Raw genomic sequence first — 19,804 nt, forward strand, 5'->3', positions numbered from 1 at the left:
CGGTGTCACCGCGGTGCGGTCCGGACCGCGGTGTCACAGCGGCGAGTTGGGCTGGCCGCCGGGCGGGCGGATGCGCAGCACCTTGTCGTCGTCCTCGGCCGGGGTCCCGAGGCCGTCGCGGTTGGACGTCGTGATCCACAGCGCGCCGGCGGGGTCGAGGACGACGGTGCGCAGCCGCCCGTACCGGTCGGCGAGCACCTCCTCGGTGGCGCCGTCGACGGGCGCCCCGTCGGCGTCGAGGGTGATCACGTGCACCGCCCGGCCGTCGAGCGCGCCGAGGAACACCGTGCCGTTGGCGACGGCGCAGCCCCCGAGCCCGCCCTCCTCGGGCAGGATCTCCAGCAGCGGCGCGCCGTCGCCCCCCTCGCGGACGACGTCGAACTCGTCGGGCCCCTCGCGCGCCTCGTCGGTGGCGTAGACCCGCTCCGCGTCCTGGCACAGCGCCGTCACGTCACGGTGGCCCCGGCTGAACACCGGGCCGGCGGCGTCGACGGGCCGGCCGAAGACGTCGATCCGCAGCACCTTGCCGGCGAGCGACGCGGGGTCGGCGGCGAGCGCCGGGTTCCCCGCGTCCCCGGTGCCGACGTAGAGGTGGCCGTCGAGGCCGGCGAGCAGCCCACCGCCGTTGCCCACGGTGCCGCGCGGGATGCCGGTGAACACCGGGTTCGGGGTGCCGCCGATCGGGAAGCGGACGACCCGGTTGTCGGTGGCGGTCGAGACGTAGGCGAACAGCAGCCCGTCCTCGGCGAAGGTGGGGGAGAGGGTGAGCCCCAGCAGCCCGCCGTCGCCGGAGGTGTCCAGCCCCGGCACGGTCATGAGCTCCTTGGCCGGCGACCGGTCGGGGAAGACCTGGAGCAGCCGCCCGGTGTCCCGCTCGCCGACGATGGCCGAGCCGTCGGGGAGCAGCACCAGGCCGGTGGGCACGCTCAGCCCGGAGGCGACGACGTTCGGGTCACCGGCCTCCTCCTCGCCGCCGGGCTGCGCCGGGTCGCCCGGCTGCGGCAGCGTCGCCGTCGGCGGCCCGACCTGCGGTGGCGGGCCCTCGGGCAGCGGCCGGAAGGGGCCGGCGGGCTCGTAGCCGCCTCCGCCGCAGCCGGCCAGCAGCACCCCGGTGAGCAGGACGGCGACCACCCGCGACGCGCGCAGCGCCCTCGTCGGCCTCACCGGGTCCAGAGTACGTGCGGCCCCGAGTACGGGACGCCGGTCGTCCGCGGCACGCCGGCTGGCTAGCGTGGGGGCCGTGACCACCCTGGACCTGGCGGCGGACGAGCCGCTGCACGTGCTGGTGCCCTCCCGCGCCGTCGGCGCCGCCGTGGAGGCGGTCTCGCCCCGCGTGCGGGCGCACCGGTTCGATCCTGCCGACGGCCCGCCCGGTGGTGACGCCGCCCGCGCGCAGGTCTGGGTGCCGCGCTCGGCCGGCGCCACCGCGCCGGACGAGGAGTTCTTCGCTGCGCTCCCGCACCTGCGCCTCGTGCAGCTGCTCACCGCGGGGGCGGAGAAGTTCATCGGGCGGCTGCCCGAGGGCGTGGTGCTGTGCAACGCCCGGGGGGCGCACACCCCCTCGACCGCCGAGTGGGCGGTCGCCGCGACGCTCGCGGCGCAGCGCGGCATCCCCTTCTTCGTGCGCGAGCAGGACGCCGGCCGCTGGTCGTTCGGCACGCACCGCTCCCTGGTCGGGGCCCGCGTCCTCGTGGTCGGCGCCGGCGACATCGGCCGGGCCATCGGTCGGATGCTCGCCGGGTTCGACGTCGAGCTGACCTACGTCGCGCGTACCGCCCGCGAGGGGGTCCGCGCCATCGACGAGCTCCCCGGCCTGCTCCCGCACGCCGACGTCGTCGTCCTCATCGTCCCGGTGACGGAGGAGACCCGCGGCATGGTCGACGCGGAGTTCCTCGCCGCGATGCCCGACGGGGCGCTGCTGGTCAACGCTGCCCGCGGCGTCGTCGTCGACACCGACGCCCTCCTCGCCGAGCTGACCGGCGGCCGGCTGCGCGCGGCGCTGGACGTGACCGACCCCGAGCCGCTGCCCGCGGGGCACCCGCTCTGGTCGGCGCCCGGGCTGTTGCTCACCCCGCACGTCGGCGGCGCGGTGCCCGAGACCAACGCGCGGGCGTCCGCGGCCGTCACCGACCAGTTGCGCCGGGTCCTCGCGGGGGAGCCGCTGGTCAACGTCGTCGGCGACTACTGACCCGCGGCGGGCAGCTCCAGCCGGCCGCCCGAGGTCGCGGCCAGCCGGGGCAGGTCGCCGATCCGCAGCACCGGCAGCCGCACCTCCGTGGCGGCGGTGGTGACCAGCCAGAGGTCGCCGCGCTCGCCGACGCGGATGCCGGCCAGTTCCGGCCAGCGCACCGTCCGCGAGCCGACGAGGGCGCGCGCGGTGATGCCGTCGTCGGTGACGTCGACGCCCCGCCGCAGCACCCAGGCGGCCAGCGCCACGGGCACCAGCAGGAAGACCGGCGTCCACCAGGCGACGGCCGCCGTCGGCACGATGCCGACGGCCAGCAGGACCAGGGGCAGCAGGGCGCTGCGGTTCATCCGGAACCGGGCGGGAGGGGTCACGGACGGCGATGATCCCACCCCGGGCCGGTCGGCCGGTGCGGGCGCAGGCCTACCATCCCCGGTCGTGACGATCGGCGAGGACCTCATCCCCGGCAACGAGCCCGCGAGCCAGACCCACAGCCCGGTGAAGCCGCGCAGCTTCGAGGTGACCGACGGCGACGCCAAGGCGCCCGCGCGGGCCATGCTGCGCGCCGTCGGCATGGGTGACGACGACATGGCCAAGCCGCAGATCGGCGTCGCCTCGTCGTGGAACGAGATCACCCCCTGCAACCTCTCGCTGCAGCGCCTGGCCCAGCGGGCCAAGGACGGCGTCCGCACCGCGGGCGGTTTCCCGATGGAGTTCGGCACGATCTCGGTGTCCGACGGCATCTCCATGGGCCACGAGGGGATGCGCGCCTCGCTGGTCTCCCGCGAGGTCATCGCCGACTCGGTGGAGACGGTCATGTTCGCCGAGCGGCTCGACGGCTCCGTGCTGCTGGCCGGCTGCGACAAGTCGCTGCCCGGGATGCTCATGGCCGCGGCCCGGCTGGACCTGGCCAGCGTCTTCCTCTACTCGGGGTCGACGATGCCCGGGAAGCTGGGGGACCGGGACCTGACGATCATCGACGTCTTCGAGGCCGTCGGCGCCTGCGCGCGCGGCCTGATCAGCCGCGACGAGCTGACCGCGATCGAGAAGGCCGCCTGCCCCGGCCAGGGTTCCTGCGGCGGCATGTACACCGCCAACACGATGGCCAGCGTCGCCGAGGCCCTCGGCATGGCGCTGCCCGGGAGCGCCGCCCCGCCGGCCCCCGACAGCCGCCGCGACGCCTACGCCGTCGCCTCGGGCGAGGCCGTGGTCAACCTGCTGCGCCAGGGCATCACCGCCCGCCAGATCATGACGAGGAAGGCGTTCGAGAACGCGATCACCGTCGTCATGGCGCTGGGCGGCTCGACCAACGCCGTCCTGCACCTCATGGCGATCGCGCACGAGGCGCAGGTGGACCTCGAGCTCGAGGACTTCAACCGGATCGGCGACCGCACGCCGCTCCTGGCCGACGTCAAGCCGTTCGGCCGCTTCGTCATGACCGACGTCGACCGCATCGGCGGCGTCCCCGTCGTGCTGCGCGCGCTGCTCGACGCCGGGCTGCTGCACGGCGACGTGCTCACCGTGACCGGGAAGACCATGGCCGAGAACCTGGCAGAGATCGCCCCGCCGGACCCCGACGGCGCGATCATCCACGCGATGAACGACCCGATCCACACGACCGGGGGGCTCTCGGTCCTCCGTGGTTCGCTGGCTCCGGAGGGCGCGGTCGTGAAGTCGGCCGGGTTCGAGTCGGAGACCTTCGAGGGCACCGCTCGGGTCTTCGACGGCGAGCAGGGCGCGATGGACGCCGTCACCGAGGGCACGCTGAACCCCGGTGACGTCGTGGTGATCCGGTACGAGGGCCCCCGGGGCGGTCCCGGCATGCGCGAGATGCTCGCCGTCACCGGGGCGATCAAGGGCGCCGGGCTGGGCAAGGACGTCCTGCTGCTCACCGACGGCCGGTTCTCCGGCGGCACCACGGGCCTGTGCATCGGCCACGTGGCGCCCGAGGCCACCGACGGCGGGCCGATCGCGTTCGTCCGCGACGGCGATCGGATCCGCCTGGACCTCACCACCCGCACGCTGGACCTGCTGGTCGACGCCGACGAGCTGGCCCGCCGGGCCGAGGGCTGGGCGCCGCTGCCGCCGCGGTACACCACCGGGGTGCTCGGCAAGTACGCCAAGCTGGTCGGCTCGGCCGCCCAGGGCGCCATCTGCGGGTGACCCGCCACCCCGGCCGGCGACGGTGCCGCCGGCCGGGTCGCCGGGTCCGCGATGCGCGAGAAATGGACGCGGGTGTCCACGTGGTGGGACGCGACGGTTGACGGCAGGGCGCGGCGGGGCGCACAGTGTGCTCGTGCCTCGCACCAGCATGCTCGCCGACGCCCGCACCCGCGGCGTCCTCGTAATCGCGTAGCGCGTCCGGTCACCGACCGACGCGCTGACCCTTCGTGCCCGCGGCACGAGGGGTTTTTTGTTGGCCGTGACCTGCCGCACAGCGAGCGCGCCGCCCGTCGCACCAGCCCGTACCACCGCCGCAAGGCACAGGAGATCCGCGCGATGACCACCACCACCCCGCACGAGGCCCCGGGTTCCGAGGCCGCCACCCGCGAGGCCGCCGCGTCGCTGACCGGCGTCGAGACCACGGCCCGCTCCGTCGCCGAGGCCGCCGCCCAGCCGGCCACCGGCATCACCGGCGCGCAGAGCCTGGTTCGCTCCCTCGAGGCGGTCGGCGTCGACGTGGTCTTCGGCATCCCGGGCGGCGCCATCCTGCCGGCCTACGACCCGCTGTTCGACTCCCAGGTGCACCACGTGCTCGTCCGGCACGAGCAGGGCGCCGGGCACGCGGCCACCGGGTACGCCCAGGCCACCGGCCGGGTGGGGGTCTGCATGGCCACCTCCGGCCCGGGGGCGACCAACCTGGTCACCCCGCTGGCCGACGCCTACATGGACTCGGTGCCGATCGTGGCGATCACCGGGCAGGTCCCGAGCGCGGCCATCGGGACCGACGCCTTCCAGGAGGCGGACATCCGCGGCATCACGATGCCGGTCACCAAGCACAACTTCCTGGTCACCGACGCCGCCGAGATCCCGCAGCGGATCGCCGAGGCGTTCCACCTGGCCTCGACCGGCCGCCCCGGCCCGGTCCTGGTGGACATCCCCAAGGACGTCCTGCAGGCCACGACCGACTTCTCCTGGCCGCCCCGGCTCGACCTGCCCGGGTACAAGCCGACCACCCGCCCGCACGGCAAGCAGGTCCGCGAGGCGGCCGCGCTGATCGCCGGCGCCCGCCGCCCGGTCCTCTACGTCGGCGGCGGCGTGCTCAAGGCGCAGGCCACCGAGGAGCTGGCCGAGCTGGCCGAGCTGACCGGCGCGCCCGTCGTCACCACCCTCATGGCCCGTGGCGCGTTCCCCGACAGCAGCCGCCAGCACCTGGGCATGCCCGGGATGCACGGCACCGTCGCGGCGGTGACCGCGCTGCAGAAGTCCGACCTGATCGTGGCCCTCGGCGCTCGGTTCGACGACCGGGTGACGGGCGAGCTCTCCAGCTTCGCGCCCGACGCCCTGGTGGTCCACGCCGACATCGACCCGGCCGAGATCGGGAAGAACCGCAGGGCCGACGTGCCGATCGTGGGCGACGCCAAGGAGACCATCGCCCAGCTGGTCGAGGCGCTGCGCGCGGAGCACGCGGCCGGCCGCACGCCGGACCTGGCGGCGTGGTGGGCGCAGTGCGACGACTGGCGCGAGCGCTACCCGCTCGGCTACGACTGGCCCGAGGACGGCGCGCTGTCGCCCCAGTACGTCATCGAGCGGCTGGGTGCGATCGCCGGCCCGGACGCGATCTACACCTCCGGCGTCGGCCAGCACCAGATGTGGGCCGCGCAGTTCATCTCCTACGAGAAGCCGGGCACCTGGCTCAACAGCGGCGGGCTGGGCACGATGGGCTACGCCGTGCCCGCGGCGATGGGCGCCAAGTACGGCTGCCCCGACACCACCGTCTGGGCCATCGACGGCGACGGCTGCTTCCAGATGACCAACCAGGAGCTGGCCACCTGCGCCATCGAGGGCATCCCGGTGAAGGTCGCCGTCATCAACAACGGCAACCTGGGGATGGTCCGGCAGTGGCAGACCCTCTTCTACGAGGGCCGCTACTCCAACACCAAGCTGCACGCGCGCAACGCCGACGGCTCGCCCAAGCCGGTGCGCATCCCCGACTTCGTCGCCCTGGCAGAGGCGCTGGGCTGCGTCGGGCTGCGGTGCGAGAGCAAGGACGACGTCGACGCCGTCATCGAGAAGGCCATGGCGATCACCGACGCGCCGGTCGTCATCGACTTCGTCGTCGGCTCCGACGCCCAGGTGTGGCCCATGGTCGCCGCGGGCGCCAGCAACGACGCGATCCTGGCCGCGCGCGACGTGCGCCCGGTCTTCGGCGACGGACAGGTCTGAGGAGCACGCACATGACCCGCCACACTCTGTCGGTCCTCGTCGAGAACAAGTCCGGTGTCCTGGCCCGTGTGTCGGCGCTGTTCAGCCGCCGCGGGTTCAACATCGAGTCCCTCGCCGTCGGGCCCACCGAGAACCCCGACCTCTCCCGCATGACGATCGTCGTCGACGCGGAGAGCCAGCCGCTGGAGCAGATCACCAAGCAGCTGAACAAGCTCATCGAGATCATCAAGATCGTCGAGCTGGACGGCGGGGCCGCCGTCCAGCGGGAGCTGCTGCTGGTGAAGGTCCGCGCAGCCATGGCCGAGCGCACCCAGGTGCTGCAGACCGCCGAGCTGTTCCGGGCCCGCGTCATCGACGTCAACCCGGACACGGTGACGCTCGAGGCCACCGGCACGCCGGACAAGCTGCAGGCCCTCCTGGCGGTGCTCGCGCCGCTGGGCATCAAGGAGATGGCCCAGTCGGGCACCGTCGCCCTGGGGCGGGGCCCGCGGGCGATGTCGGGCGCCGGTACCTTGCGGCCCGTCGAGCGCAGCGCCTGAGAACTCCCCGTCCCCACCGAGCTTTATCGCGATAAAGCACCAACCGAAGGAGCACCTACCGCATGGCCGCCGAGATCTTCTACGACGACGACGCCGACCTCTCGATCATCCAGGGGCGCACCGTCGCCGTCCTGGGCTACGGCAGCCAGGGGCACGCCCACGCGCTGTCGCTGCGCGACTCCGGCGTCGACGTGCGCGTCGGCCTGCCCGAGGGGTCCAAGAGCCGCGCCAAGGCCGAGGCTGAGGGGCTGCGGGTCGTCACGCCGGCCGAGGCGTCCGCCGAGGCCGACCTGATCATGATCCTGGCGCCGGACCACGTGCAGCGGACGCTGTACGCGGAGTCCGTCGAGCCGAACCTGCAGGACGGCGACGCGCTCTTCTTCGGCCACGGCTTCAACATCCGGTTCGGCTACATCAAGCCCCCGGCCGGCGTCGACGTCGCCATGGTCGCCCCCAAGGGCCCGGGCCACCTCGTGCGCCGCGAGTTCGAGAACGGCAAGGGCGTGCCCTGCCTGGTCGCCGTGGAGCAGGACGCGAGCGGCACCGCGCTGCAGCTCGCGCTGTCCTACGCCAAGGGCATCGGCGGCACCCGCGCCGGCGTCATCAAGACGACGTTCGCCGAGGAGACCGAGACCGACCTGTTCGGTGAGCAGGCCGTCCTCTGCGGTGGCGCGAGCGCGCTGATCACCGCCGGGTTCGAGACCCTCACCGAGGCCGGCTACCAGCCCGAGGTCGCCTACTTCGAGTGCCTGCACGAGCTGAAGCTGATCGTCGACCTCATGTACGAGGGCGGCATCGCCAAGCAGCGCTGGTCGGTGTCCGACACCGCCGAGTACGGCGACTACACCTCCGGCCCGAAGGTCATCGACGCCCGCGTCAAGGAGTCGATGGGCGAGGTGCTCGCCGCGATCAAGGACGGCTCCTGGGCCGCCGCCTTCATCGCCGACCAGGACGCCGGCGCCCCGGACTTCAAGGCCAAGCGTGCTGCCGCCGAGGCGCACCCGATCGAGGAGACCGGGCGCAAGCTGCGCGGCCTCATGAGCTGGGTCTCGGCGTCCGACGACTACACCGGGACCGCCGCCCGCAACTGAGCGCGGACGCACGACGGCCCCCGCTGCCCGAGGCAGCGGGGGCCGTCGTGCGTCGTGCCGCGGGTCAGACGGAGTGGCCGCGCGAGGCGAAGTACGCCCGGGACGGCGGCTGCCGGAGCAGGAACACGATGAGGGCGGCGACGACCAGGCTCAGGATGCCGGCGGCGCTGAACTCGTAGCCCTGCGCGAGCAGGGACAGGATCCCGAGAACCCACAGGGCCACCTGGGCGTAGGCGGCGTACAGCAGCAGCGTCGGCGCCTTCCCCTGGAGCACCTGGGCGCCGCCGACGGCCATCGCGACGGCCACGGCGATCCCCAGGATGCCCAGCAGGATGTCGATCCAGGAGATCTCGATCCCGAGGTCGTCGATGACCGAGGCCCCGAGCAGGCCGAGCAGTCCCAGCAGGGCCCCGAGGGTGCCCCACACGAGGCCGATGATCCCCGCGGCGGTCACCTGCCCCGGACGCTGGCCCTGCGGGGCCTGGCCGTAGCCGCCCGGGCCGTAGCCCTGCGGCGCCTGGCCGTAGCCGCCGGGGCCGTAGCCCTGCGGCGCCTGGCCGTAGGCGCCCTGGCCGTAGCCGGGGCCGTAGCCCTGGGGAGCCTGGCCGTAGCCGCCGGGGCCGTAGCCCTGGGGGGCCTGGCCGTAGCCCTGGTCGTGGCCCGGCGCGGGCTGCTGGCCGGGTGGCGGCCCCCAGCCCGGCTGGTCCTGCGGCGCGCCGCCCTGGGGCTGGTCGGGGTCGGAACCGGGGGTGGGGCCGGACATCGCAGCGTCCTCCTGGTCGGGGGAGCCGACATGGCTCCCTGGTGACCGATCGTAGGGACCGTCACACCCGCGCGGGGGCCGGCCGTCGTGGGCGGCGGCGGGCCCCGCAGCCGTCACCGGGTTCAGCGACCCGTGCGCCGGTACCGGTGTGCGGCGAAGAACTGCGCGGACGGCTTCAGCGAGAGCAGGACCACGATCGCCAGGGCGGCGAGGAAGAACAGGAGGTTGACGACGATGTCGGCGGTGCCGCCGTCGACCAGGCTGCCCAGGAAGCCGAAGGCGGTGAAGACGAGCGCGATGGAGCCACCGACCAGCAGCAGGACCCGGCTGCGGCCGGTGAGGGCCCGGACCGAGCCCCAGATCATGACCACCGTCCAGACCAGCGCCAGCAGGCCGACGACCAGGAGCACGCCCCCGACCGCACCGGCGACGGAGCCGAGGCCCGGGATCTCCTCGTCCAGCGACATGTCGGCGCCGCTGGCGGCGACGCCCACGACGATGGTGAAGAAGCTCACCAGCAGGCCGAAGGCCCCGTAGACGAAGCCGAGCACGGCTGCGGTGACCACCCCGCCCGGCTTGGCCGGGACACCCGTGGGGCCGTACTGGCCGTACTGCTGGGGGTACTGCTGGCCGTAGGGCGCCGGCGTCCCGTACTGCTGCCCGTAGCCGGGTTGCCCGTACTGGGGCTGCCCGTACTGCTCCTGCCCGTACCGGGGCTGTCCGTACTGCTGCTGCCCGTACTGCTGCGGCGGGTTCTGCTGCCCGTACGGGGGCTGGCCGTGCTCCGGGCCGCCCCCGGGACCGTACGGGCTGGGCTCGGAACGACCCTGGTCGTCGGACTGGCTCACTGTTCTCCTCCGTCGCTACCGGGACGTCCCGGCTCTCGACGGCCAGGATGTCGGTGGCTCCACACCGGGGCAAGGACCCCGGGGGTGGGTCCGGGCGGCGGCCGCCTCCCTAGGCTGTGACACCGTGACTCCGACCGCGCCCGTCGTCCTGATCGCCGAGGAACTCGCCCCCAGCGTGCTGGAGGTACTCGGGACCGACGTCGAGATCCGGCACGTGGACGGCGCCGACCGGGCCGCGCTGCTGCCCGCCCTCGCCGGGGCCGCCGCGGTCATGATCCGCAGCGCCACGCAGATCGACGCCGAGGCGCTGGCCGCCGCGCCGAACCTCAAGGTCGTCGCCCGCGCGGGCATCGGGCTGGACAACGTCGACGTCGCCACCGCCACGGAGCGGGGCGTCATGGTGGTGAACGCGCCGACGTCGAACATCGTCAGCGCCGCCGAGCACGCCGTCGCCCTGCTGCTGGCCGCCGCCCGGCACATCCCGGCCGCCGACGCGTCGCTGCGCGAGGGCACCTGGAAGCGGTCGGCGTTCACCGGCGTCGAGGTCACCGAGAAGACCGTCGGCGTCATCGGCCTGGGCCGCATCGGCGTGCTGGTCGCGCAGCGCCTGGCCGCCTTCGGCGTCGAGCTGATCGCCTACGACCCCTACATCCAGCCGGGGCGCGCGGCGCAGCTCGGCGTCCGGTTGGTCTCCCTGGAGGAGCTCCTCGAGGAGTCGGACTTCATCACCATCCACCTGCCCAAGACGCCGGAGACCCTCGGGCTGATCGGCGCCGACGAGCTGGCCACCACCAAACCGGGCGTGATCATCGTCAACGCCGCCCGGGGCGGGCTGGTCGACGAGGCCGCGCTGGCCGACGCGCTGAAGACCGGGCAGGTGGGTGCCGCGGGCATCGACGTCTACGCCACGGAGCCGTGCACCGACAGCCCCCTGTTCGGTCTGCCGAACACCGTCGTCACCCCGCACCTGGGGGCCTCCACGACGGAGGCGCAGGACAAGGCCGGCGCCGCGGTCGCCCGGTCGGTGCGCCTGGCGCTGCAGGGCGAGTTCGTGCCGGACGCGGTGAACGTCCAGGCCGGTGGCGTGGTCGCCGAGGACGTCCGCCCGGGCCTGCCCCTGGCCGAGAAGCTCGGCCGGGTGTTCACCTCCGTCGCCGGTGGGCTGGCCCAGTCGGTCACCGTCGAGGTGCGGGGCAAGCTCGCCGAGTTCGACGTCTCGGTGCTCTCCCTGGCGGTGCTCAAGGGCGTCTTCTCCGACGTCGTCGAGGAGCAGGTCACCTACGTCAACGCGCCGCTGTTCGCCGAGCAGCGGGGCCTGGAGATCACCCTGACCAGCGACCCGGAGAGCCCGACCTACCGCAACTACGTCCGGGTGTGCGGTGCGATGGCCGACGGCACGCAGGTCACCGTCGCCGGCACGCTGTTCGGCAAGAACCAGGTGCCGCGGCTGACCGAGGTGGACGGCTTCGAGATCGACCTGGCCGCCTCGGGCTACCTGCTCTTCTTCGTCTACGCCGACCGCCCGGGCGTCGTGGGCGCCGTCGGCGCGGCGCTGGGGGAGGCCGGGGTCAACATCGCCGGTGCCCAGGTGAGCCGGGCCGACGAGGGCGGCGAGGCGCTCATGGCGGTCACCGTCGACAGCCCGGTCGGCCCCGAGCTGCTCGAGGGGATCGCCGGGCGCATCGGTGCCCGGGCAGCCCGGGCCGCCGACCTCACGACGCTCTGACCTAGGGTCGCTTCCCATGCGCCTGGCAGTGATCCCTGGAGACGGCATCGGACCCGAGGTCGTGGCGGAGGGGCTCAAGGTCCTCCGCGCGGTCGCGCCCGACCTGGAGACGACCCCCTACGACCTCGGTGCCGCCCGGTGGCAGCGCACGGGGGAGCTGCTGCCCGACACGGTGGTCGACGAGCTCCGCCAGCACGACGCCATCCTGCTCGGCGCGATCGGCGACCCGAGCGTGCCGCCGGGCATCCTGGAGCGCGGGCTGCTGCTGCGGCTGCGCTTCGAGCTCGACCACCACGTCAACCTGCGCCCGGCGAAGCTCTTCGACGGCGTCCGCAGCCCGCTCGCTGCGCCCGGCCCGATCGACATGGTGTGCGTCCGAGAGGGCACCGAGGGCCCCTACGTCGGCAACGGCGGCGTGCTGCGCAAGGACACCCCGCACGAGGTCGCCACCGAGGTCAGCCTCAACACCGCCTTCGGCGTCGAGCGCGTCGTCCGCTACGCGTTCGAGCGGGCCGTGGCCCGCCCGCGCAAGCACCTGACGCTGATCCACAAGACCAACGTGCTCACCCACGCCGGCGGCCTCTGGTCGCGGATCGTGGAGGAGGTGTCGGTCGAGTTCCCGGAGGTCACCGTCGCCTACCAGCACGTCGACGCCGCCTCGATGTTCTTCATCACCGACCCGGGCCGCTACGACGTCATCGTCACCGACAACCTGTTCGGCGACATCGTCACCGACGTCGCCGCCGCGGTGACCGGCGGCATCGGCCTCGCGGCCAGCGGCAACCTGGACGCCTCCGGCACCAACCCGAGCATGTTCGAGCCGGTGCACGGGTCGGCCCCCGACATCGCGGGCAAGGGCGTCGCCGACCCCACCGCCACGGTGCTGTCGGTCGGGCTGCTCCTGGACCACCTCGGCCGCTCCGAGCAGGCCCGGAAGGTCGACGCCGCCGTCGCCTTCGACCTCTCCACCCGGGACCCGCGGGCGACGATCCGCACCACCGACGTCGGCGACCGGCTCGCGGCCCTCGCCGGCGGCTGAGCCGCCCCGACCGGGAGCGCGGGGCCCGTTCCGCCGTGGTGGCTGTCACGGTGGAACGGGCCCGTGCTGTACTAGGGCCGATGCACACCAGCGGCACGATCATCATCGCCTAGCGCGCACTCACCTCCCGACTGCGCGCAGACCTCCCGTACCCGGGGGGTCTTTTTCGTGTTCGGGCCGCACCCACCGCTCCGGGAGAGCCCATGACCAGCACCGACTTCCACGTCTTCGACACCACGCTGCGCGACGGCGCCCAGCGGGAGGGGGTCAGCTACTCGGTCGCCGACAAGCTTGCGGTGGCCCGGCTGCTGGACGAGATCGGGGTCGGGTACATCGAGGGCGGCTGGCCCGGGGCGCTGCCCAAGGACACCGAGTTCTTCTCCCGTGCGCGGACGGAGCTGCAGCTCAAGCACGCCCAGCTGGTCGCGTTCGGCTCCACCCGCAAGGCCGGCGTCCGCGTCGAGGACGACCCGCAGGTGCGCGCCTTGCTCGACGCCCAGACGCCGGTGGTGTGCCTGGTGGCGAAGTCCGACGTCCGGCACGTGCGCGAGGCGCTGCGCACCACCCTGGAGGAGAACCTGGCGATGGTGGCCGACACCGTCGCCTTCTTCGTCGCCTCCGGCCGGCGGGTGTTCCTCGACTGCGAGCACTTCTTCGACGGCTACGCCGCCGACCGGGACTACGGCGTGCGCGTGCTGCAGGCGGCGTTCGACGCCGGCGCCGAGGTCGGCGTCCTGTGCGACACCAACGGCGGCATGCTGCCCATGGGCGTGGGCCGGGTGGTGACCGACGTGCGGGCGCGGGTCAGCGGCCGGCTGGGCATCCACTGCCAGGACGACACCGGCTGCGCGGTGGCCAACACCCTGGCCGCCGTCGAGGCCGGCGTCACCCACGTGCAGGGGACGGCGAACGGCTACGGCGAGCGCGCCGGCAACGCCGACACGTTCGCGCTCGTCGGCAACCTGGTGACCAAGATGGGCATCCCCGCCGTGCCGGCCGAGTGCCTGCCCGAGCTGCAGCGGGTCAGCCACGCGATCGCCGAGCTGGCCAACATCGCCCCCGACGAGCACCAGCCGTTCGTCGGCGCCTCGGCGTTCGCGCACAAGGCCGGGCTGCACGCCAGCGCCATCAAGGTGAGCCCCGAGCTGTACAACCACCTCGACCCGGCCGTCGTGGGCAACGACATGCGGATCCTGGTCACCGAGATGGCCGGGCGGGCGTCGGTCGAGCTCAAGGGCCGCGAGCTGGGTGTCGACGTGACCGGCCAGCCCGACGCCATCGGCCGGGTGGTCGACCAGGTGAAGGTGCTCGAGGCGGACGGCTGGTCGTTCGAGGCCGCCGACGCCTCCTTCGAGCTGCTTCTCCGCTCCCAGCTGCCCGACGCGCCGCCCCCGCTGTTCGAGCTGGAGAGCTACAAGACCTCGGTCGAGCACTGGGGCAACGGCGTCGTGGTCAGCGAGGCAACGGTGAAGGTGCACGTCGACGGGCAGCGGATCATCAGCACCGGTGAGGGGAACGGCCCGGTCAACGCCCTGGACAACGCGCTGCGCCAGGCGCTGGTGCACCGCTACCCGCAGCTCGCCGACGTCGCCCTGGCCGACTACAAGGTCCGCATCCTGGGCTGGAAGGGCGGCACCAGCGCCACGACCCGGGTGCTCATCGACACCACCGACGGAACGGGGGAGTGGACCACCGTCGGGGTGCACGCCAACATCGTCGAGGCGTCCTGGCACGCGCTGGTCGACGCGCTCACCTACGCCGTCCTGCGCCGCCCTCAGCCGTAGCGGGCGACGAAGTTCGCCAGCAGGCGCCCGGGGTGGGTCACCACCGCGGGCGTCAGCTGCGCGATGACCGCCTCCATCTCGGACGGCGGGAAGTACCCGGCGTGCTGGTAGATGCGCACCCGCTGCACGATCCCGGGGACGTCGAGCTCCGGGTGGAACTGGGTGGCGTAGACGTTCTGCTTCACCTTGAACATCTGCACCGGGCAGCCGGACGACGACGCCAGGAGCACCGCGCCCGGCGGCAGCACCCGGCACGCCTCCTTGTGCCCGACGAACGCCGAGAACCGGTCCGGCACCCCGGCCAGCAGGGGATCGTCGCGGCCGTCGGGCGTCAGCGTGACCTCGACCGCCGACACCGGCTCGCCGTACGTCCGGTCGACGACGCCGCCCTGGCGGGAGCCGAGCGTGCCGATGCCGTAGCAGGCGCCGAAGAACGGCAGGTCGCGCGCCACGACCTCGTCCAGGAGGGCGCCCACCTCCCGCTCGACCCGCACCTGGACGGGGGACTTCTCCGCCGACGCGTCGCTGGAGTTGAACGGCCCGCCGCCCAGGAGCACCCCGGCGTAGGCGTCCAGGTCCAGCGGCGGCAGCGGGCCCGCCTCCAGCCGGATCCGGTGCAGCCGCCCGGGAGGCAGGGCGGTGAACCGCAGGAACGAGGCGTACTCCTCGTCGGCGGCCTCGTCCTCCGGCCGGGTGGACAGCAGCAGGAACGGCCTCACCGCGGCGACGTCAGGAACGCGGCTGGATCTCGCCCATGGGCCCCCAGCCGGAGACCTCCGGTGCGTCGACGTAGATGATCTGCGGCTGCGCCGAGACCAGGTCCGGTGCGACGTCGACGAAGCGCTTGAAGTTGTCCGTGCCCACGTGGGCGGCGCCGGCCGCGGCGTCCCGGAACCCCTCGATGCAGACGAACGTGTCCGGCTCCTCGAGGCTGCGCGACCACTCGAAGAACAGCGACCCCTCCTCGGAGTTCACGCCGCGGGCGTAGTCGGCGGCCAGGCCGGCCCACTCGTCGGCGCGCTCGGGACGGACGGGGAACTTCACGACGATGAGAATCACTGCGTCATTGTCGGCCTCCGCCCGACACCGCGGCCAATTGCCGTCCCCCTGCTGCGCGGAGCCGCTTCGTCACGGCTGCCCGGGACCCTCCGGGCCCCACTCGCCGCGACACCGCGGCCCATCGCCGTCCCCCTGCTGCGCGGAGCCGCTTCGTCACGGCTGCCCGGGACCCTCCGGGCCCCACTCGCCGCGACACCGCGGCCCATCGCCGTCCCCCTGCTGCGCGGAGCCGCTTCATCACGGCTGCCCGGGACCCATTCGGGTCGACCGGGCTCTACAACGGGTCGAGCTTCGTCCGCAGCAGGCAGAACTCGTTGCCCTCCGGGTCGGCCAGGACGTGCCACCCCTCGTCGCCGGACTGACCCACGTCGGCCCGCGTCGCGCCCAGGTCGAGCAGCCGCTGCAGGTCGGCGTCCTGATCGCGATCGGTGGGGTTGAGGTCGATGTGCAGCCGCACCTTGCCCGGCGTGGGTTCGGCGACCGGCGCGAAGACCAGCGTGGGGGCGGGGCCGCCGAACCCGGCCTCGGGACCGATCTCGACGGTGCCGTCCTCCTCGCGGCCGAGCACCCGGTAGTCGAGCACCGCGGCCCAGAAGGCGGCCAGCGCCTCCGGATCGCGGCTGTCGACGACGAGTTCGGAGAAGCGGCAGGCCATGACGGCAGTGAACCGGACGCGCGCCGGGGCCGCCGATCGGGAGGCCGACTAACCTCGGCTCGTGCGCATCGTCCGTTTCGCCTCCCCCCAGGGCATGTCCTTCGGCGTCCTCGACGGCGACGGCCAGGTCGCCCAGATCGAGGGCCACCCCTTCGGCCAGATCTCCTTCACCGGTACGCGCTTCGCGCAGGCCGACATCCGGCTGCTCTCGCCGATCCTGCCGAGCAAGGTGGTGTGCGTCGGCAAGAACTACGCCGAGCACGTCAAGGAGATGAACACCGGGGACGCCCCGAAGCAGCCCCTGCTGTTCCTCAAGCCCTCCACGTCGGTCATCGGCCCCGGCGACGCCATCCGGATCCCGCCGGGCAGCACCAACGTGCACCACGAGGTCGAGCTCGGCGTCGTCATCGGTGCCCGGGGCGCCCGCAACGTGACGCCCGAGCAGGCGCTGAGCAGCGTCTTCGGCTACACGATCGGCAACGACGTGACCGAGCGGGACATGCAGCGGGGCGACGGGCAGTGGACCCGCGCGAAGGGCTTCGACTCCTTCTGCCCTCTCGGCCCGTGGATCGAGACCGACCTGGCCGGCATCGGCCTGGACGCCGGCGACCTCGAGGTCACCTGCGACGTGGACGGCGAGCGCCGCCAGTCCGGCCGCACCAGCCAGCTGCTGTTCGGCATCCCCACGCTCATCTCCTACATCTCGCAGGTGATGACCCTCCTGCCCGGCGACGTCGTGCTCACCGGCACCCCGTCCGGCGTGGGCCCCATCCGCCCCGGCCAGACGGTCACCTGCACCATCCAGGGGCTCGGCACGCTGACGAACTCGGTCTCCGCGGCCGACGCCGTCTCCACGGCCGGTGGCGCGCGATGACGGCCACGGCTGTCCCACCCGCCGCCCCGACCACATCCGTCCGCACCCGCTTCTGCCCGTCGCCGACCGGGCTCGTCCACGTCGGGCTGATCCGCACCGCGCTGTTCAACTGGGCGCACGCCCGGCACTCCGGCGGCACGTTCGTCTTCCGCATCGAGGACACCGACGCCGCCCGGGACTCCGAGGAGTCCTACCGGCACCTGCTCGACAGCCTGCGCTGGCTCGGCCTGGACTGGGACGAGGGCCCCGAGGTGGGCGGCCCGAACGGGCCCTACCGGCAGTCCGAGCGGCACGACGTCTACCGGGAGGTGGCGGCCAAGCTGCTCGAGGCCGGGCACGCGTACGAGTCGTTCTCCACGAACGAGGAGGTCGACGCCCGGCGCCGGGCGGCCGGGGAGGACCCGAAGCTCGGCTACGACAACCACGACCGGTTCCTCACCGACGCCCAGAAGCAGGCCTTCCGCGACGAGGGCCGGTCCCCGGTGCTGCGGCTCCGGATGCCCGACGAGGACCTCGCCTGGACCGACCTCGTGCGGGGCGAGGTGCGCTTCGCCGCGGGCGCGGTGCCCGACTTCGTGCTCGTCCGCGGGAACGGCGTTCCGCTGTACCCGTTCGTGAACCCGGTCGACGACGCCCTCATGGGCATCACCGACGTCCTCCGCGGCGAGGACCTGCTGCCCTCGACGCCGCGCCAGCTGGCCCTCTACGCCGCGCTCACCGACATCGGCGTCGCGTCGGGCACGCCCCGCTTCGGTCACCTGCCCCTGGTGACGGGGGAGGGCACCAAGAAGCTCTCCAAGCGCGACCCCACGTCGAACCTCGACGTCTACCGGGAGCGCGGGTTCCTGCCCGAGGGTCTGGTCAACTACCTCGCGCTGCTGGGCTGGTCGATCGCCGAGGACCGCGACATCTTCTCCACGGCCGAGCTGGTCGAAGCCTTCGACGTCTCCCGGGTGAGCGCCAACCCGGCGCGCTTCGACCTGAAGAAGGCCGAGGCGATCAACGCCACGCACCTGCGTGCGCTGCCGGTGGAGGAGTTCACCGCCCGGGTGGTCCCGTACCTCGCCGCCGCGGGTCTGGTCGCCGAGCCGCCCACCGCGGAGCAGGACGCCGTGCTGCGGGCGATCGCGCCCCTGGCGCAGGAGCGCATGGTCGTGCTGTCGGAGGCGGTCGGGCTCCTGGGCTTCCTCTTCGTCGACGAGGTGGCCATCGAGCCGGCCGCGGCCGAGAAGCAGCTGGCCGGGGAGCCGGCGGTCGAGGTGCTGGACGCCGCGACGACGGCGCTGCGCGAGCTGCCGGAGTGGACCACGCCGGCCATCGAGCAGGCGCTCAGGGATGCCCTGGTCGAGGGGCTGGGCCGCAAGCCGCGGCATGCCTTCGGCCCGGTCCGCGTCGCGGTCAGCGGCCGCACCGTGTCCCCGCCGCTGTACGAGTCGATGGAGCTGCTCGGCCGCGAGCGGACGCTCGACCGGCTCACCGCGGCCCGCGCGCTCGCCACCGCGGGATGACGCTGCCGGGGGCCGGCGGCGGGCCCGCCGACGAGCCGTACGCCGGGCCGCCGCCGACCCTGCGCCCCGGACCGGGTCAGGCCCCCGTCGCCCCCTGGGCGGCGCCCTGGCCCCAGCCCTACGGGGCGCCGCCACCCGCCTGGGGCGCCTACCCGCCCGCACCGGCCTGGGGGCCGCCCGCACCGGCCTGGGGGCCGCCACCGCCCGGCTGGGGGCCGCCACCGCCCGGCTGGGGGCCGCCACCGCTGCCGTACCCACCGGCTCCGGTGGGCTGGGCGGTGCCCCCGGACGCGCCGCCGCACGACGAGCCGCAGCCCTTCCTGCACGCGATGCGCGCCCGCGACTGGGCGTGGTGGCGGCCGCTGCTGGGGCTGTTCCTCCTCGGGGTCGTCTTCGTCGTCGGCAGCGCCGTGCTCGCGGTGGTCGGCATCGTCACGGGCATCAGCCCCGACCTGGCCCTGCTGGAGCTCACCGACCCGGGCACGCTGCTGGTCACCAACCTCACCCTGATCGTGGCGATCCCGGTGGTCTGGCTGGCGTGGGCCGTCGCCCACGGCATGCGCACGGGGTGGTCGTCGTCGGTGCTCGCCCGGTTCCGCTGGCGGTTGCTGCCCCGCCTGACGCTGATCGCCCTGGCCACCATCGGGGTCGCCATCGGCCTGTCGGTGCTGCTGTCCTTCACCGTGGGCGACGCCGAGGTGGACGGGCCCGTCCCGTCGTGGGGGTGGCTGCTCGTCGTGGTCCTGCTCACCACGCCGCTGCAGTCCGCGGCCGAGGAGTACCTGTTCCGCGGTTACCTCAGCCAGGCGATCGCCGGCTGGATCCGCAGCCCGCACACCGGCGCCGTGGTGGCCGCACTGGTCACCGCGACGCTGTTCTCGCTCGCCCACCTGCCGCCGGACGTGCTGACCTTCCTCGACCGCTTCCTGTTCGCCCTGGCGGCCTCGGCGGTGGTGTGGCTGACCGGCGGGCTCGAGGCGGCGGTGGTGCTGCACGCGGCCAACAACGTGGTGCTGTTCGTGCTCGCCGCCCTGCTCGGGGAGGGGGTGGCCACCGCGACCCTGCCTCCCGGGCTCGCGGCCGCCTCGGTCGCGCTCGGCCTGGCCGCCTTCGGCGGCTACGTGCTGCTCGTCGCCCGGTGGCGGCGGCGGGTCCGCCCGGCGACGCGCACCCCCGCGCTGGACCTCCGGATCCCGCCGGTGACGGCCCCTGCCCCGGCGCGCTGACCGGCCTGCCGGGGGGGGGGGGGGGGGGCCCCCCCCCACCCCGACGTCCCGTAAAGTATTAAACCGCCCCCCGATGGTCCAACCATGGGGTATGGGGTAAATTGCACCCCCCCCGTTTATT

General features: G+C 73.8%; 18 protein-coding genes. 11 read left to right on the plus strand and 7 right to left on the minus strand.

What is annotated here, in order from left to right:
- Nucleotides 1-33: 33 nt before the first annotated feature.
- Nucleotides 34-1,164, minus strand: a complete 1,131-nt coding sequence (locus ACI790_RS13200) for a PQQ-dependent sugar dehydrogenase (protein ID WP_456570226.1) — start codon at nt 1,162-1,164, stop codon at nt 34-36.
- Nucleotides 1,165-1,240: 76 nt separating this feature from the next.
- On the opposite strand from ACI790_RS13200, the gene ACI790_RS13205 reads away from it, so the two are divergent.
- Entirely contained in the window at nt 1,241-2,188 is a 948-nt protein-coding gene (locus ACI790_RS13205) for a 2-hydroxyacid dehydrogenase (protein WP_456570227.1), read from the plus strand.
- Here ACI790_RS13205 and ACI790_RS13210 read toward each other — a convergent pair.
- The gene (locus ACI790_RS13210; RefSeq protein ID WP_456570228.1) at nt 2,182-2,559 is read right to left on the minus strand and encodes a PH domain-containing protein; all 378 of its coding nucleotides are present in this window, start codon (nt 2,557-2,559) and stop codon (nt 2,182-2,184) included. The two genes, ACI790_RS13205 and ACI790_RS13210, sit on opposite strands and share 7 nt — an antisense overlap.
- A gap of 64 nt (nt 2,560-2,623) precedes the next feature.
- Between ACI790_RS13210 and ilvD the strand changes: the two genes are divergently transcribed.
- The 4 genes from ilvD to ilvC all read left to right on the plus strand — a co-directional run bounded on the left by ilvD (nt 2,624) and on the right by ilvC (nt 8,201).
- Nucleotides 2,624-4,348, plus strand: coding sequence for a dihydroxy-acid dehydratase (gene ilvD, locus ACI790_RS13215; protein ID WP_456570229.1), 1,725 nt, complete (start codon nt 2,624-2,626; stop codon nt 4,346-4,348).
- 336 nt (nt 4,349-4,684) lie between these two features.
- Nucleotides 4,685-6,571 (plus strand): acetolactate synthase large subunit, encoded by a 1,887-nt coding sequence (locus ACI790_RS13220; protein ID WP_456570230.1) that lies wholly within the window; start codon nt 4,685-4,687, stop codon nt 6,569-6,571.
- Between the two features lie 11 nt (nt 6,572-6,582).
- On the plus strand, nt 6,583-7,110 hold the full coding sequence (gene ilvN, locus ACI790_RS13225) for an acetolactate synthase small subunit (RefSeq protein ID WP_456570231.1): 528 nt from the start codon (nt 6,583-6,585) through the stop codon (nt 7,108-7,110).
- A gap of 62 nt (nt 7,111-7,172) precedes the next feature.
- Nucleotides 7,173-8,201: a ketol-acid reductoisomerase gene (gene ilvC, locus ACI790_RS13230; RefSeq protein ID WP_456570232.1), complete on the plus strand. Its 1,029-nt coding sequence runs from the start codon at nt 7,173-7,175 to the stop codon at nt 8,199-8,201.
- Nucleotides 8,202-8,265: 64 nt separating this feature from the next.
- Here the strand turns inward: ilvC and ACI790_RS13235 are convergent, their stop codons facing one another.
- Nucleotides 8,266-8,964, minus strand: a complete 699-nt coding sequence (locus ACI790_RS13235) for a hypothetical protein (RefSeq protein ID WP_456570233.1) — start codon at nt 8,962-8,964, stop codon at nt 8,266-8,268.
- 122 nt (nt 8,965-9,086) lie between these two features.
- The gene (locus ACI790_RS13240) at nt 9,087-9,812 is read right to left on the minus strand and encodes a hypothetical protein (RefSeq protein ID WP_456570234.1); all 726 of its coding nucleotides are present in this window, start codon (nt 9,810-9,812) and stop codon (nt 9,087-9,089) included.
- 124 nt (nt 9,813-9,936) lie between these two features.
- Here ACI790_RS13240 and serA point away from each other — a divergent pair, with 124 nt between their 5' ends.
- The 3 genes from serA (at nt 9,937) to cimA (ending at nt 14,361) form a co-directional block, all read left to right on the plus strand.
- Nucleotides 9,937-11,538: a phosphoglycerate dehydrogenase gene (serA, locus tag ACI790_RS13245; RefSeq protein ID WP_456570235.1), complete on the plus strand. Its 1,602-nt coding sequence runs from the start codon at nt 9,937-9,939 to the stop codon at nt 11,536-11,538.
- Between the two features lie 16 nt (nt 11,539-11,554).
- Nucleotides 11,555-12,577, plus strand: coding sequence for a 3-isopropylmalate dehydrogenase (locus ACI790_RS13250; RefSeq protein ID WP_456570236.1), 1,023 nt, complete (start codon nt 11,555-11,557; stop codon nt 12,575-12,577).
- Between the two features lie 203 nt (nt 12,578-12,780).
- A complete protein-coding gene (cimA, locus tag ACI790_RS13255) occupies nt 12,781-14,361 on the plus strand; it encodes a citramalate synthase (protein ID WP_456570237.1) in 1,581 nt (526 codons plus the stop codon).
- Here the strand turns inward: cimA and ACI790_RS13260 are convergent.
- The 3 genes from ACI790_RS13260 to ACI790_RS13270 form a co-directional block, all read right to left on the minus strand.
- The gene (locus tag ACI790_RS13260) at nt 14,352-15,080 is read right to left on the minus strand and encodes a glutamine amidotransferase (RefSeq protein WP_456570238.1); all 729 of its coding nucleotides are present in this window, start codon (nt 15,078-15,080) and stop codon (nt 14,352-14,354) included. The genes cimA and ACI790_RS13260 overlap by 10 nt on opposite strands.
- Before the next feature lie 10 nt (nt 15,081-15,090).
- Nucleotides 15,091-15,420, minus strand: a complete 330-nt coding sequence (locus ACI790_RS13265; protein ID WP_456570239.1) for a putative quinol monooxygenase — start codon at nt 15,418-15,420, stop codon at nt 15,091-15,093.
- Between the two features lie 274 nt (nt 15,421-15,694).
- Nucleotides 15,695-16,075, minus strand: a complete 381-nt coding sequence (locus ACI790_RS13270; protein ID WP_456570240.1) for a VOC family protein — start codon at nt 16,073-16,075, stop codon at nt 15,695-15,697.
- Between the two features lie 61 nt (nt 16,076-16,136).
- Between ACI790_RS13270 and ACI790_RS13275 the strand changes: the two genes are divergently transcribed.
- The 3 genes from ACI790_RS13275 to ACI790_RS13285 are packed head-to-tail and all read left to right on the plus strand — an operon-like array spanning nt 16,137 to nt 19,683.
- Nucleotides 16,137-16,949 carry a fumarylacetoacetate hydrolase family protein gene (locus ACI790_RS13275; protein ID WP_456570241.1) on the plus strand — a complete coding sequence of 271 codons (813 nt, stop codon included), beginning with the start codon at nt 16,137-16,139 and terminating at the stop codon, nt 16,947-16,949.
- Nucleotides 16,946-18,457 (plus strand): glutamate--tRNA ligase, encoded by a 1,512-nt coding sequence (gene gltX / locus ACI790_RS13280; RefSeq protein WP_456570242.1) that lies wholly within the window; start codon nt 16,946-16,948, stop codon nt 18,455-18,457. Before ACI790_RS13275 ends, gltX begins: the two co-directional genes overlap by 4 nt.
- Nucleotides 18,454-19,683 carry a CPBP family glutamic-type intramembrane protease gene (locus ACI790_RS13285; protein ID WP_456570243.1) on the plus strand — a complete coding sequence of 410 codons (1,230 nt, stop codon included), beginning with the start codon at nt 18,454-18,456 and terminating at the stop codon, nt 19,681-19,683. The genes gltX and ACI790_RS13285 overlap by 4 nt, the downstream gene beginning before the upstream one ends.
- The last annotated feature ends 121 nt before the right edge of the window (nt 19,684-19,804 follow it).

It is taken from the genome of Blastococcus sp. SYSU DS0539 (assembly GCF_054050855.1).